Here is a 14,486-nt window from a genome sequence, read left to right on the forward strand (position 1 = left end):
GAATGGTTCAGGAGAAACCACGTTTTACCCGGCCCCTGCGTTACCAGTTGCTAGCTGGTTGCGCCGTTATTTTGATGTTCACCAGCGCCATAGCCGTAGTTTTAACCAGGCAACAATTACAAGAAAAATCAAGAATTAATATTATCACAAGGGCCCAGCGATTAACCGAAGGTTTAGAGTTTGCGGCGGAAGGTTTGGTGGAAACCAAGGATGTTTATCGCCTCAATCGTTTGGCCCAAAACTATGCGACTTGGCCCAACGTACAAACAATTTCAATCGTTGATCCCAATGGCATTCTCATTGCCCATGGTGGAGAAATAAAAATGGTACGGGGAGAAAAATATGCCCAAGTCACACCAGCTCTTTTTCCTATTTTTGAACAGGTTTCCATCAGCGGTATCCCCCAATCCCTAATTACCCAAATTGAAGAAGAAGAAGTGGTGGTTTACGCTCTTCCCTTTAACACTTACTCTTTCCCTGAGCAGGGAGAAAGTTACCGTGATCAAAATAGTCACCGACGGGGAGTAGCAATCACCATTTTATCAAAACAGGAATTAAACCGAGAGGTTAACCAGGGACTTTTGCTCGTGGTGGGTTCGTTCATTATTGGGATAGTAGTAATTCTTCTGCTTTTAGGGTTATTAATTAGATATGCGGTGTTGCTCCCTTTGGGGAAACTGCACCGGGCCTTAATTAACTATGACAATACTGAGCAGTTTAATTTGCCCCCTCTACCGAGCAATGAAATTGGTTTTTTGGGCCAAACCCTGGTGCAGACCTTCAATCAATTGCAGATTTATCAACGAGAAGCCCTAGAAATTGCCGAAAGAAAATATGTGGAAATTGCCCAACGCTATGAATTAGCTTCCCAGGCCACAAGGGTATGGGTGTGGGAATGTCAGCCGAAAATACACTACTTTGAAGTGGACCCCAATTTGATTACTTGGCTCGGCTTTGAGCAACCCCTTGAACCGGCAGATGGGGATTTTTTCATTCACCTTGGCGATCGCCCAATGTTTTGGCAGGCCATTGAGCAAAGCTTGGAAGATCCCACCATGGAACTATCCACAGAACTCCGTTTGGAAGCGGCCAATGGGGAAATTTATTATTGTTTGTTGCGGGGGCAAATCCATCAGGAACAAGGGGAGGAATTTGTGAAAATTATCGGTACGATCGCCGATATTACGGAGATTAAAAAAGCAGAAGAACAACTAAAACTTTCCAACAAAATTTTAGCCAAAGCCACTCAACTCAAAGACGAATTTCTGGCCAATATGAGCCACGAATTACGCACTCCCCTCAACTCCATTTTGGGTATGGTAGAGACTCTACAAAACCAAGTTTATGGTCCCCTCAACGGTAAACAAGTCCAGTCGTTAGAAATAGTAGAAAATAGTGGCCGACACTTACTTTCATTAATTAATGATATTCTTGACCTTTCTAAAATTGAAGCGGGCAGAATGGATTTGGATTTAAACCCCACCAGCGTGTCAGCATTGGTCAATCATAGTTTAACTTTTGTCCAACAATTTGCGATCCAAAAACAAATTAATTTGTCATCTGAAATTATTCCCAATTTGCCCGATGTGCTAGTGGATAAGCGACGACTTTGTCAAGTTTTAATTAACCTACTGAATAACGCCATTAAATTTACCCCAGAAGGGGGAAAAGTAGTCGTACAGGCTGACTTAATAAAGGAGCAGGGGAAAGAAAATAGCCAGTCGCCACCACAGTTAAGTTTCACTGTTTTCGATACTGGCATTGGCATTGAGGCGGATAGACTAAACAATATTTTTGAGCCGTTTGTGCAGATTGATAGTGCCCTTAACCGTCGCTATGACGGCACTGGATTGGGCTTATCTTTAGTGAAAAAAATTGTTGAACTCCATGGCGGCTCAGTAACAGTGACCAGCAAGCTCAATGAGGGCAGTCGTTTTACGATTACCATTCCCTGTGTTTTTCAAGATAAAGATGGGCCGCGCCACCGGGGGCAACTGGTGGAGGTTACTAATCACGGCAGTCCGACTCCGATAATCATCACTTTAATTAGTAAAAATTCCGCCTATGCCACCACCCTAAGCAGTTATTTCCGGGCTAAAGGATACCAACTGCAATGGTTAAATTGTCTTTATCCAACCGTAGCAGAATTAACCCAATTAACTAAAGTAGATGATCAATCCTGCCATTTATTAGTGATGGATTTAGTCAATGCAGGGGAAGAAGTGAAAGATAAATTGGATGAAATTCGTAAATTTTTCGGCTCTAGTCCCATCACAATTATTGCGTTAGTGGATGCCGCAGAGCAAGAAAAAGGGAACATTGCCCAACTGGAAATTGCCACTGACGAATTATTAGTTAAACCAGTGCGTTTCCATCGCTTAATGGAAATTGTCCGGGAAGAGACTTGTCCCGTTCCCCACTAACGACGGGAGCCATCGGGCATGGTTGTTTCGTCAAATTCTGCCTCTTCTAAATCCACGTCGGTCAAGTTTGCCGCTGTTAAATTGGCCTGGGCTAGGTTGGCTCCTTTCAAGTTAGCTCCGGTTAAATCCACATCCCTTAGAAAACTCCGTTCCAAATTAGCACCGCTCAAATCCGCCCCTGCCAGGTTAGCTTCAGTTAACGCTGCCTCGGTTAAATCAGTTTCACTCAAATTTGCCCCGGCCAAGTTGGCCCGGTCCAACAACGCCCGCCGTAAATTGACCCCCGATAAATTTGCCCCTGATAAATCGGAACGGTTCAAGCGGGCATTTTCCAAATTAAACTCCCGCAAATCCGCCCCCGCCAGATTGCAATCAAGACATTCCCCTTTCTCCCGTAGCTGGGATAGCGGATCAATTTCTTCCGTGGGCTGGTTACAAGCTGTCAGAGCTAGGATTCCCACCAATGGTAATAAGGTTATGCTGAGTTTTTTGTTATTCATTGCGATCTAAGTTCCTCTAAGGTTTTTTGTTGGGGGGAGAGAAGATAAAACGCATCCCGTCCCGCATTATCACTGACAATGTGGAGGAATTGGGGTGGTTTGTCTTGCCGATAGACCTGGTATATCCGCAGTCCCATATCTCGATAACTCTCACTCAGACGAAAGCCTTCCGCTTCCAAACGGGCCTGGAGATCTTGGGTGACGGCCCGCACCGTAGCCCCTGCCAGAAAATGACAGTCGTCTGAGCCGTAGCATCCTGATTGAGCTCCTTCTAGGTGGGCAATGCCAGCGATAAGTTCTCTCCTAGACTCTGGGACAGGGGGGGGGGAGGGTTCAATACTTTTCACCTCACTCTCAACCTGCTGTCCTTGATCAGGAATGGGTTTTGGAACGGATTCAGGCTCAATCCCCTTGTCTCTCTGTCTTTGATTCGGTTTGTTCTGGGGTGGCTTTACCGTTTTTGGGGTGGCTTTCGGTGGGGGAATCGTTTGGGGAGGAGATGGTGGCGGTGCCACAACGTCAGGCACTACTTCGGGAACCGATTGAGGCCCAGGGGGAGGCGCTAAAACTTGGGGAGATTTCTTTGGCGGAGGTTCGGCCATGGGGGCTGGTGTCACTAGGTCGGCGAGGGGCACTGTGGCGATCGCCTCGGAAGCAGAATCCTTCGATTGAGGGGGAAGGGGCTCCAACTCCAATGCTTGAGGGGGCAGAGGTAACCATAGCAACCCTCCATGGATAGCAGATGCACAGACAAAGGCCAGGGGAAATTGTAACTGATGCCAGGAGGGTAGCCACATGGAGTCCAAAAAGGGGAAGAAACAATGACCGGCAACAAAAACACCGCACCCTTAATGGTTTGAGCACGGCGTTCGATCCTGCCAAAACAATATCGTGTTCTGACACCTATATGCAATTTATATGCAATAACTAGAGAAAAAATTTGGGCAATTGTCCAATTTTCTTTGCATTACTGCCAGCCGACTTCATTCATTAAACGAGCTGAATCGGGTTGGTAGCGCCCTAAGTTAGCAACATTGAGGGGGTCTCCTTTTAGTTGGCCATGGCTGGCGAGCACAGGATCAATGGGGACTCCCGGAATCACTGGATACTCATTGTTGCCCTCGGCAAAATAACGTTGGGCGTCATCGCTGGCCAGATATTCCAGGAAGGCGATCGCCGCGTCCCGATTGGGGGAATTCTTCAGCACCCCAGCCCCACTGACATTGACATGGGTTCCCCGCTCTCCGGAGCCAGTGTTAGGGAAGAAAAGGCTGACTTTTTCCACCACTTCTTGATCGGCGGGATCGGTGGACTTTTGCAGGCGGATATAGTAGTAGCTATTGGCGATCGCCACATCGCCGATGCCAGCAGCAATAGCACGAATTTGTGCCGTGTCATTACCCTCCGGTTGCCGAGCAAAGTTACCCACCAAGCCTTGTAACCAGCGGCGGGTTTCTGGCTCCCCATGGATGGCAATGCGGGAAGCCGTTAGGGAAAGGTTATACACATTACTGGAAGGGCGCACCAGGATTTTTCCCCGCCATTGGGGATCCGCCAGGGCTTCGTAGGTGGAGAGATCCGCCGGATTTACCCGGTCACGACTGTAATACAACACCCGGGCTCTCTGGGTGAAGCCATACCACAACCCATCGGGATGGCGCAGATTTTCGGGAATGCGCTCATTCAGTTTGGCGCTCCGCACCGGTTGGAAAAGTCCCGCCTGTTCTGCCCGCCATAGCATACCGGCATCTACGGTGAATAAAATATCCCCCGGACTATTAGCCCCTTCACTTTGGATGCGCTCAATCAATTCTTCGGCACTGGCCTCAATCAGGTTAACCTCGCCAAAGGCATCGTAGAGGGCATCATCGGTGTTGTAATGCCGTGAAGAATAGAGGTTGATGGTGCGGGTCTGAGCGGAAGCACGCCGGGGCAAATTAGCTACTACTAGGGCGGTGAGAGCAGTGCCTCCCACAAAAAAAGTCCGCCGGGAAATCTTAGTTGTCATCGATGTCTATGGCAATGGATAGTGGGCAATTTAAGAAAAGTAAAAGAACGGATAACGCAGATTTGCTTTAGTCTTCTTAACCTGGATTAGGCCCGATGGCTGGGCCTGTTTGACTAGTCATAGTCAGCTTGATAGGCATCTGGACTAGGTCGATCTCGGATGATTAACTTTATTGCAAATTACATGCAATAATCCATAGGTTATTGAAGCACTTGTGTTGGATAATTGCAAGAGATTATTATTTAGAAAATTTCCCTGTTTTCTGTCCATGCCCCCATCGTCCCTGTTATTGACTCAAACCCCGCGACTACTCGATGAGTTTCTTAAGGGGGGGGTAGTAATGTTTCCTTTATTACTGCTGTCCATCCTTGCCCTTACCACTGCCTTCGAACGAGGCTGGTTTTGGAGTCGCTTGCTAATTCAAGAAGACCGGATTGTGCGGGATGTGCTCGATGCGGCGGTTGAGGATTTGGTAAAAGCTCGGGAAATTGCCGAATATGCTCGACATTTAGCCATTGGTCGTTTTCTGCTGGCTCCCCTTAAACTACGTCATCCTAGTCCAGAAACTTTCCGTTTGGCCATGGAAGCCACCGCCGATAAAGAATTTGCCCGAATGCGACGGGGGGATAAACTCCTGGAAACTATCATTGCCCTGGCTCCTCTCTTAGGCTTGTTAGGCACCGTAACGGGCCTAATTCGCACTTTTAACAATCTCAATATCGGGGGAGGAGGCTCCAGTGCAGAGGCTACCCAGGCCGCCTCGGGCATTGGAGAAGCGTTGATTACCACAGCGGCGGGGATGATGGTGGCGATTTTTGCCCTGTTAGTATTTAGGGTTTTGGTCAGTTTACAGTCCCAACAAATGGATTATTTTGCCGCAGTGGGCAGTGAATTAGAACTTATTTACCGTGAGGTCTGGTACGAACCCCATCAGCCAATGCCCAATTTATTAACGGCAGCTAGAATTGCTGAGCCATAACCAATGAAAAGCCGAGTCAGGGGGGCAAGGACTCCAGGGATTAATTTAGTACCGATGATTGATGTCTTGATGTCGGTATTGACTTTTTTTGTAATTTTAACCATGTCTTTGACTGGTAGAGTGATCGCCGATCTGGAACCACCGGAGAGCGCAGGCGATTTTGCCAAAGAAGGGGAATCATCTCCCCAAACAAAGGTTATGGTATCTAGTTTGGATGTGGGTTTAAATCGCCAAGGGGATGTTTTGGTGGAAGGTAATATTGTCGCAAGAGATAAATTTTTACCGGCGATCGCCACCTTTTTAGCGACCCATCCCCAGGGTGAGGTGAGGTTAACGGTGGACGGACAGTTGAATTATGCTCAAGTGGATGATTTATTAGTTCAAATGGTGGAAGTAGGCGGTGATCGTGTCCTCCTGGTGGTTCGCAAATCAGACCCAGGGCTATGAGATTTAGACACCAACAAGACCGGGAGCAATTACCGGAACTAGAAATCACCCCGATGCTCAATGTGATGTTGGTGGTGCTGGCTTTTTTTGTAGCTGTTGCCGCCAACCTAGCGGAAGAAGGGGCATCCTTGCTGGTTCGTTTACCCCGAGGATCTGAAACTGCGGAGGTTCAACCCACCGAAGTGCCATTAGATGAATCGGAAGAGCCGGAATTTCTCCAGGTGGTGTTACATCCAGAGGGAAAACTTTCGGTGAACGATCGCCCTGTGGAAAAAGCTCAACTTCTACAGCAGTTACCCAGCTATTTGCAACAGTCCCCCCAGCGTTATGTTTATCTACGGGTCTCAGGGAACGTTCCCTATCAAAGTGCCATCGACATTCTCTCCAGCCTGAAGGAAGTAGGCGGCGATCGGGTTTCCCTCTTAATTGGTGCTGGGGCCATGCCTTGAGAAGCAATAGAAGTAAGTATTAATATCACTCCATGGCGAACTACTCCTCCCGGCTAAAGCGAGGCAAGGGAATTCCCGCTCGTATCAGTTAATGGTTGAATGGAACAGAAAGCCTCTGTAGCTAATTGTCAACAACTAAGCAATGCAAATTATTAACACTGCCCAAGCCCCCGCCCCTGTTGGCCCCTATAACCAGGCGATCGCCGCCAATGGTTTCCTCTTTACGGCTGGCCAAATTGCCCTCGACCCCCAAACCATGACCATTGTTGGGGAAGGCAATGTGGAAGCCCAGGCAAAACAAGTACTGACTAATTTAGGGGCAGTGCTCCAGGAAGCGGGCTGTGGTTGGGAAAATGTGGTTAAAACTACGGTATTTCTCAAAGATATGAACGATTTCGCCGCAGTTAATGCCATCTATGGCCAATATTTTGACGAGGCTACGGCTCCGGCCCGTAGTTGTGTGGAAGTGGCCCGCCTACCCAAAGATGTGTTAGTAGAAATCGATTGTGTCGCCGTGTTACCAACCTAGGGCAATGTCCGCCATGGCCCCAGGCTCCATGCTCTAATGGAACTATTGATTAAACAAATTTGTTCGGAATATTCAGGCCGCCCCGCTCCAGAGTCAATAGCGGTCCCACTTTTCCAGGAGTAGCAATTATGGCTGGATCACTGTTTGCCGATGCCAGTAAAAGATTAGAAAAAGCCCTGAAATATGTGGCCATTTCCGACGATGCCGGGGAAAGGCTGAAATATCCCAAAACCAGTCTCAGTGTTTCCATTCCGGTGCGAATGGACGATGGCTCTTTAAAAATCTTTCCCGGTTACCGAGTGCGCTACGACGACACCAGAGGGCCAGGCAAAGGGGGCGTACGCTATCACCCCAATGTCACCATGGATGAGGTGCAATCTTTAGCCTTTTGGATGACTTTTAAATGTGCCCTGTTAAATTTGCCCTTCGGAGGAGCTAAGGGGGGCATCACCCTCAATCCCAAAGAACTCAGCCGAGCGGAATTGGAACGTTTAAGTCGGGGTTACATCGAGGCGATCGCTGATTTCATTGGCCCAGACGTGGACATTTTAGCCCCGGATGTTTACACCAACGAAATGATGATGGGCTGGATGATGGACCAATACAGCATCATTTGCCGCAAAATTAGTCCCGCCGTGGTCACCGGCAAACCCGTCACCATGGGGGGTAGCCAGGGTCGCAACACCGCCACCGGCACTGGGGCTTTTTACATCATGCAGGGCATGCTGCCCAAGTTTGACCAATATCCCGAAAATACCACTGTTGCTGTCCAGGGTTTCGGTAATGCGGGTATGGTGGTAGCCGAATGTTTATACCAAGATGGTTACAAAGTGGTGGCCATCAGTGATTCCCAGGGGGGCATTTATAACGAACAAGGCATCGATATTCCCGCTGTGATTGATTACAAACAACGGCATCGCACTTTGGCGGGTATGTACTGTGACCAAGCCATCTGCGATTTAGGGGAAAATCAGCAAATCAGTAATGCCGAGTTACTAGCTCTGGACGTGGACGTTCTCATTCCCGCCGCCTTGGAAAATCAAATTACCCGCGACAATGCCGATCAAGTCAGGGCTCGCTACATTTTTGAAGTGGCTAATGGGCCCACCACCACCGCCGCCGATGATATTTTGGCTAGCAAAGGCATATACGTTTTCCCCGATATTTTAGTTAATGCTGGGGGGGTGACGGTGAGCTACTTTGAATGGGTGCAGAACCGCAGTGGCCTTTATTGGAGCGCCAAGGAAGTGAACGATCGCCTGAAGGAAAAAATGGTGGAGGAAGCGGAACATGTGTGGAACATTACCCAGGAATTGGAGGTGAATGTGCGCACTGCAGCCTATATCCACGCCCTTAACCGTTTGAGCGAAGCCATGGATGCCAAGGGCACTAGGGATTATTACCAGGACAGCTAGGAAAATCTGAAATAATAGGAATAGTGTTTTTCTCCTACTTCCCAATCCCGTCCATTTTTTACTGTTCACCATGGCCGAAACCACAATTAACACCAGCGATAACGTCGAAAAGTATGGCGAGCGGGAAATTCGAGATGCCCAACTGATTACTTTCCCCAATCCCCGCCCCGGCCGTCGTTACGATGTCCACATCACCCTACCGGAATTCACTTGTAAATGTCCTTTTTCCGGCTACCCGGATTTTGCCACCCTTTATCTGACCTATTGCCCTGACCAGAAGGTGGTGGAACTAAAATCCATTAAGCTTTACATCAATAGTTACCGCGATCGCTATATTCCCCATGAGGAAGTAACCAATCAGATTTTGGATGACTTTGTGGCGGTGGCCAATCCTTTGTACGCTAGACTAAAAGCTGATTTTAATCCCCGGGGGAATGTTCATACGGTGATTGAAGTGGAATATCATCAGGAAAAAGCTAGTTAAAAGCAACTAATCTTAGTTCCTAGGAGCATGTTTCAAAAGTCCCCAGCTACTCCCTAAGTTTTGGGGGAAGTTAGCTCAAAGTTTTCCAGTATTGCCGGAACTTTAGTGGGTCGATTTAGGGCCAAAAATCAGATTTTACAAACAGATTCTGAGCCAGCTTGGAAGATTTTCGCATTTTATGAGGTGAGGCTATGACCGCCTGGCAAAAGATACAAAAAATTGCGCCGGCGGCGATCGGGGCTTGCTTGTTTGTGCTTTCCATTGGGGCCATCAACTCAGAATTACACCACTACGGTTGGCAAAATGTTTTAGCTAGTTTTCAGGGCATTGTCAAAACCCGTTTAGCCGGAGCCTTTGCGCTCATGCTGATCAACTACATAATTTTGACTGGCTACGACACCCTGGCCATGTTTTACCTGGGGCAATCCTTACCCTTAGCCAAAACTAGCTTTGTGGGCTTTGTCAGTTACGCCATTAGCAACAGTGTTGGCCTGGCTTTGCTCAGCGGCAGTGCTATTCGTTACCGCCTCTATCAATCTTGGCAGGTTTCTGCCCCCATCATTGCCCAGGCGATCGCCTTTTGTAACCTCAGTTTTTGGGTAGGTTTATTAACAGTGGGGGGCATTACTTTTGTGGTGGATCCCCTGCAACTGCCCGCCTTTCTCCATTTACCGTTTCTTTCTGTCCATCCCATTGGCTTTACTTTCCTTGCCATCATTGGGATTTATTTGTTGATAACGGGCAATTTAATTAAGCCATTCAAAATCGGCCAATGGCAAACTCCCAAAATTCCCTTTGCCGTATCCTTAGCTCAAATTGGTTTGACGGCGGTAGATTGGATTTTAGCCTCTGGTATTTTATACGTGCTATTACCTGGGCACCATCACCTTAGTTTTCCCGGCTTTTTTGGCATTTACCTCCTGGCCCAAGTGGCGGGCATTATCAGTAATGTGCCGGGGGGACTGGGGGTATTTGAAACGGTGGTGTTATTTTTGTTGACTCCTAAATATTCCTCGGTACAAGTGCTGGGGGCATTGTTGGCATACCGAGTGATTTATTACTGGATTCCCTTGGGCAGTGCGAGCCTCAGCTTGGGGGCATTTGAGCTTTTACAACATCGACGGGAACGACGGCAAAAATCCGACCCAGAATCAGATTAGGTTGGTTGGGAGAAATTAACAGCCTTCCTACCGGAATTAGGATTTCAATCACCCTCAAACGGCAAAATGCTTAGACTTTAAGTACTTTGACCCACCTCAAATCAACCGCCCTAAATATGAGGATTGATTTGCGGGTAGCCTAAGGGACGGATTTGTTGGTGCTTCCGTTTTTCTTCCAACTGTTTCAGTTCGTCGTAGGGCACCCAATGGATACAGTCCACCGGACAAGTATCGATCGCCTCTTGGATAACCGCTTCATCGTCCCCATTTTGGCTAAAGGCCCGGGAGCGACCATGCTCCTGCTCAATGGTGAAAGTATTGGGAGCCACGTGGGCACAGTTTTTGCAACCAATGCAGGTCACTTCATCCACATAGACTCCCCTTTCCCGTAACTCTCCGCCCAATTCCGGTTCTAAACCAGAACGGTCATCGAAATTACGCCAATCTCCCCCCAACTCCGGTTCCAGTCCAGAACGGCGATCGGGAGGAAAATTTAGATCAGCTATCACCATCACGCACTCCAGCGTTGCACCACCAACCGCACTGAGCCGTCTTCATTTTTTTGCTGTTCCGTCACCGCAAAACCTTGTTTGGCCGATTCATTAAGTACGGTTTCCAGAGCGTAACCCTGGGTGATTTTTTGCAGAAATCCTTCCACCGAGAGGGGTTGTTGCCAGTACTGTAAATCTGTCACCAACTCGTATTCCTGACCATTCCAGCTAAAACCTAGGTCGTAATTATTGCTTTGTTCAATCACCACTGCGGCTTTGGCGGTCAAACCTTGGTAGCCCCGTACGGTGGCCGGCCCTTCTTTCCAGTCCAGACCCAAATTGGTGAGGGTGGTTTTCAACACATCAAGGTTACGAATCTTGGTTTTGATATTGCTAAAGTGAGACATAGGAAATTACAAAAAAATTAGAAGAATGGATCAGACAGGTTCTTAAAACTTTTAAACAAGGATTTTCATACAGAGAGAATTTAACTTCCCCCAGGCCAGCTAGAAAGAGTCTGGGATTGCTGAACTGATTGGCTCAACGGACTGGTTTGGGCAAAAAACTCCGAGGTAGTCTGCTGGGTAAGCACTACCCCTAGTTCGGCCTCGATCGCCGCGGTCACTTCCTGACAAGAGCGGCCCACAATGCCGGTTACCGTTTCCTTCACCCGGCCGTCGGGGTAAATGACGAATTCCAGAGTTTCTAGATTCACGGTCAATCCTCAATGGGTAATCAAGGTTAAAAGCCACCACTTGGGTAACGGTCAAAGTTTTCCCAGCCATTAATCCGGAGCTATGGAGCCGGACAAACCAGAAGTTATTCTAGTTTTGGCCCAACTCGCTAAGAAACTGGCATAAATTGTAGCAAAAATTAACATTTCATGGGGGCGCAAACTCCTATGGAGACCATAGGGAAAGAATTATTGCGGCGCTGGCTTTGCCTTTTCTGAGAAAAAGAGAAAATTTGATTGATTAAGAATTTCTTTGAGTTCTTCAGATCAGAATAGAAAACCGCACTCTGTTTCTGAAAAATATCTTGATTACTGTGCCCGTGGGCGACATCTTTGCTCCACCAACTCGGCGGCCAGTTTAATGGCGGCAATGAGACTATCTGCCCTGGCAATGCCTTGCCCCGCAATGTCAAAAGCAGTGCCATGGTCGGGGGAAGTGCGGACAAAGGGTAAACCAATAGTGGTATTAATAGCCTGATCAAATGCCAGCAGTTTAACGGGAATTAAGCCTTGGTCATGGTACAAAGCCAGGTAAGCGTCGGATACGGTCGTTTGGCCATCGGTTAACCAAGCTTTGCCAGGGCCGACCCACATGGTATCCGGGGGAATGGGGCCGATTAGTTTTGCCTGGGGATATTTTTGCCGAGCCTGCTCTAGCCAGGGAATTAACCAATCCTGTTCTTCCTTTCCTAGTTTTCCTTCTTCGCCGCTGTGGGGATTTAAACCGGCGATCGCCACGGAAGGATTACTGATGCCAAAATCCTGGGCCAAGCAAGTTAACAATAATTCTAATTTTGCCGTCATTAATTGAGGCGTCAAAGCCTGGGGCACATCTTTGAGCGGAATATGGGTCGTGGCTAGCAACGTGCGTAAAGTCCAGCCAGTAAAAGGCGATCGCCCCACAAAGGCCATGCCAAAGTGTTCTACCCCGGCTCGGTGGGCCAAAACTTCCGTTTGCCCTGGGTAATTATGGCCAGCGGCTTGCCAAGCGGATTTGGCGATCGGGGCAGTGACAATGGCATCAAATTCCCCGGCCAAAGTTCTGGTAATAGCTTCATTTAAATAGGCAAAACTAATGGCGCCACTAACCGCATCTCCCTGACCAACAGTGATTTTTCCCAGATATGAGAGGTCCACTTCTAGCAAATTAATTTTTTCCGGATCTGCTAGATTTAAACCCGGATTTTGGGCCAACAATTGTCTACGGGTCTGATCCAACACAGAACGGGAACCGATCGCCGTTAACTGACAAATTGAACTTAATCCAGGTTCAGCCAAAGCTTTGAGCACCACCTCAGGACCAATGCCTGCCGGATCACCCAGGGTCAAAATTAAACGGGGCAAACTCATACAATCCATGCTCAATCAGGTTTAAGGGGAGATTCCTATGGGATAATGAACCACCGACAACAAAGATTTTTTCATCCCAAATTATTCATCCCCCATTGAGGAATTGACTATGACCGCTGAAAGCATGTTGGCCAATGGCGCTTTTATCATGATTGGCTTGACCTTGTTAGGACTAGCCTGGGGCTTTGTCATTATCAAACTCCAAGGTAGCGAAGAATAAAAATTCCTCGGCCAAGGCGGTTTAATCCTTCCTGGTTTAGGAAAAAATGTTGAAGTGATACTGATACCAGGACGATTAACTGTCCATTGTGCCATTGCCTAGTGTGAATTTTACTTATCAGTGCCAAGCCCGGTGTTCCCATAGCCAAGCCCGGGCTGGAATTTTTCAGACTCCCCATGGGCCGGTGGAAACTCCCCGTTTTATGCCCGTGGGTACTTTGGCAACGGTTAAGGGCATTACCCCCGCCCAGCTAGCGGACACCCAAGCCCAAATGGTGCTAGCCAATACCTACCATCTCCATCTCCAACCAGGGGAAAAGATTATTGCCGCCGCTGGGGGAGTACATAAGTTTATGGGCTGGTCGGGGCCGATGCTGACCGATTCTGGTGGGTTTCAGGTTTTTAGTCTCAGTCAATTACGCACCATTGGTGAACAGGGGGTCCTATTTCGATCGCCGAGGGATGGCCGCTTGATTGATATGACTCCAGAAAATTCCATTCGCATCCAAAATGCGTTGGGGGCTGATGTGATTATGGCCTTTGATGAATGTCCTCCCGGCCAAGGCGATCGCCTGATGGTGGAACAAGCCACCGCCCGCACCTATCGCTGGCTAGAAAGGTGTATCGAAGCCCACCAAAGACCGGGTGATCAAGCTCTGTTCGGCATCGTCCAAGGGGGCACTTACCTAGATTTGCGTTCCCAAGCGGCAGAACAACTCATTGCCCTAGACTTGCCCGGTTACGCCATTGGCGGAGTAAGTGTGGGGGAAGCACCAGCGCTGATTGATAAAGTGGTACAACACACGGCCCCATTATTACCAGCCCATAAACCCCGTTACTTGATGGGGGTCGGCACCTATCAGGAAATGGCCAGGGCAATTTTTGCGGGTATTGATTTGTTCGATTGTGTCATACCCACCCGTTTTGGTCGCCACGGCACAGCATTGGTACAGGGAGAACGGTGGAATTTAAAAAACGCCACTTTCCGGGAAGATCATCGCCCCTTGGATGAAACTTGTCCTTGCTATACCTGCCAAACTTTCTCCCGTGCTTATTTAAACCATTTAATCCGCTCCAGGGAAATGTTGGGTTACATTCTGCTTTCTTTGCACAATATTACGGAATTAATCCGTTTCACCCAAAGCATTCGCCAAGCAATTTTAAATGATACTTTCACCCAAGATTTTGCCCATTGGCTAACTCCACCGGAGTAAGTCTAGTAAAAAACTTAGGCGATCGCAAATCCAGTGTGGGGACGCATGGAGGGCTTGTCGAATCCCCAACAAAGACTAAGTCAGA

17 protein-coding genes are annotated in these 14,486 nt (G+C 48.2%); 10 read left to right on the forward strand and 7 right to left on the reverse strand.

Annotated elements, in window-relative coordinates; all coding sequences use genetic code 11:
- Nucleotides 1-2: 2 nt before the first annotated feature.
- The gene (locus BWK47_RS16590; RefSeq protein WP_162329520.1) at nt 3-2,423 is read left to right on the forward strand and encodes a PAS domain-containing sensor histidine kinase; all 2,421 of its coding nucleotides are present in this window, start codon (nt 3-5) and stop codon (nt 2,421-2,423) included.
- Here BWK47_RS16590 and BWK47_RS16595 read toward each other — a convergent pair.
- The 3 genes from BWK47_RS16595 to BWK47_RS16605 all read right to left on the reverse strand — a co-directional run bounded on the left by BWK47_RS16595 (nt 2,420) and on the right by BWK47_RS16605 (nt 4,931).
- Nucleotides 2,420-2,923, reverse strand: coding sequence for a pentapeptide repeat-containing protein (locus BWK47_RS16595; protein WP_162329521.1), 504 nt, complete (start codon nt 2,921-2,923; stop codon nt 2,420-2,422). The genes BWK47_RS16590 and BWK47_RS16595 overlap by 4 nt on opposite strands.
- A complete protein-coding gene (locus BWK47_RS16600) occupies nt 2,920-3,720 on the reverse strand; it encodes a hypothetical protein (RefSeq protein WP_237269708.1) in 801 nt (266 codons plus the stop codon). Before BWK47_RS16600 ends, BWK47_RS16595 begins: the two co-directional genes overlap by 4 nt.
- Before the next feature lie 170 nt (nt 3,721-3,890).
- Nucleotides 3,891-4,931, reverse strand: a complete 1,041-nt coding sequence (locus BWK47_RS16605; protein ID WP_162329522.1) for a Fe(3+) ABC transporter substrate-binding protein — start codon at nt 4,929-4,931, stop codon at nt 3,891-3,893.
- 214 nt (nt 4,932-5,145) lie between these two features.
- Between BWK47_RS16605 and BWK47_RS16610 the strand changes: the two genes are divergently transcribed.
- From BWK47_RS16610 to BWK47_RS16640, 7 genes are all read left to right on the forward strand, one after another.
- Nucleotides 5,146-5,910, forward strand: a complete 765-nt coding sequence (locus BWK47_RS16610) for a MotA/TolQ/ExbB proton channel family protein (RefSeq protein ID WP_162329523.1) — start codon at nt 5,146-5,148, stop codon at nt 5,908-5,910.
- A 3-nt stretch (nt 5,911-5,913) separates the two neighbouring features.
- Complete coding sequence (locus tag BWK47_RS16615; RefSeq protein WP_162329524.1) at nt 5,914-6,357, forward strand: ExbD/TolR family protein; 444 nt, start codon at nt 5,914-5,916, stop codon at nt 6,355-6,357.
- Nucleotides 6,354-6,806, forward strand: coding sequence for an ExbD/TolR family protein (locus tag BWK47_RS16620; protein ID WP_162329525.1), 453 nt, complete (start codon nt 6,354-6,356; stop codon nt 6,804-6,806). The genes BWK47_RS16615 and BWK47_RS16620 overlap by 4 nt, the downstream gene beginning before the upstream one ends.
- Before the next feature lie 142 nt (nt 6,807-6,948).
- Entirely contained in the window at nt 6,949-7,335 is a 387-nt protein-coding gene (locus tag BWK47_RS16625) for a RidA family protein (protein ID WP_162329526.1), read from the forward strand.
- Nucleotides 7,336-7,463: 128 nt separating this feature from the next.
- Nucleotides 7,464-8,750 (forward strand): NADP-specific glutamate dehydrogenase, encoded by a 1,287-nt coding sequence (gene gdhA / locus BWK47_RS16630; RefSeq protein ID WP_162329527.1) that lies wholly within the window; start codon nt 7,464-7,466, stop codon nt 8,748-8,750.
- A gap of 70 nt (nt 8,751-8,820) precedes the next feature.
- Entirely contained in the window at nt 8,821-9,234 is a 414-nt protein-coding gene (gene queF / locus BWK47_RS16635; RefSeq protein WP_162329528.1) for a preQ(1) synthase, read from the forward strand.
- A 191-nt stretch (nt 9,235-9,425) separates the two neighbouring features.
- A complete protein-coding gene (locus tag BWK47_RS16640) occupies nt 9,426-10,394 on the forward strand; it encodes a lysylphosphatidylglycerol synthase domain-containing protein (protein WP_162329529.1) in 969 nt (322 codons plus the stop codon).
- 110 nt (nt 10,395-10,504) lie between these two features.
- Here BWK47_RS16640 and BWK47_RS16645 read toward each other — a convergent pair whose 3' ends face one another.
- From BWK47_RS16645 to pdxA, 4 genes are all read right to left on the reverse strand, one after another.
- Complete coding sequence (locus BWK47_RS16645; RefSeq protein ID WP_162329530.1) at nt 10,505-10,906, reverse strand: ferredoxin; 402 nt, start codon at nt 10,904-10,906, stop codon at nt 10,505-10,507.
- Nucleotides 10,906-11,292 carry a DUF1257 domain-containing protein gene (locus BWK47_RS16650; protein WP_162329531.1) on the reverse strand — a complete coding sequence of 129 codons (387 nt, stop codon included), beginning with the start codon at nt 11,290-11,292 and terminating at the stop codon, nt 10,906-10,908. Before BWK47_RS16650 ends, BWK47_RS16645 begins: the two co-directional genes overlap by 1 nt.
- A gap of 80 nt (nt 11,293-11,372) precedes the next feature.
- Nucleotides 11,373-11,600: a DUF2997 domain-containing protein gene (locus tag BWK47_RS16655; RefSeq protein WP_162329532.1), complete on the reverse strand. Its 228-nt coding sequence runs from the start codon at nt 11,598-11,600 to the stop codon at nt 11,373-11,375.
- Between the two features lie 327 nt (nt 11,601-11,927).
- Nucleotides 11,928-12,977, reverse strand: a complete 1,050-nt coding sequence (pdxA, locus tag BWK47_RS16660; RefSeq protein WP_162329533.1) for a 4-hydroxythreonine-4-phosphate dehydrogenase PdxA — start codon at nt 12,975-12,977, stop codon at nt 11,928-11,930.
- Nucleotides 12,978-13,077: 100 nt separating this feature from the next.
- On the opposite strand from pdxA, the gene petM reads away from it, so the two are divergent.
- Nucleotides 13,078-13,188 (forward strand): cytochrome b6-f complex subunit PetM, encoded by a 111-nt coding sequence (gene petM, locus BWK47_RS16665; RefSeq protein ID WP_010873987.1) that lies wholly within the window; start codon nt 13,078-13,080, stop codon nt 13,186-13,188.
- 88 nt (nt 13,189-13,276) lie between these two features.
- Nucleotides 13,277-14,401 carry a tRNA guanosine(34) transglycosylase Tgt gene (gene tgt / locus BWK47_RS16670; RefSeq protein WP_162329534.1) on the forward strand — a complete coding sequence of 375 codons (1,125 nt, stop codon included), beginning with the start codon at nt 13,277-13,279 and terminating at the stop codon, nt 14,399-14,401.
- Nucleotides 14,402-14,486 lie beyond the last annotated feature (85 nt).

Source organism: Synechocystis sp. CACIAM 05 (assembly GCF_010222815.1).
Classification (GTDB): Bacteria; Cyanobacteriota; Cyanobacteriia; order Cyanobacteriales; family Microcystaceae; genus Synechocystis.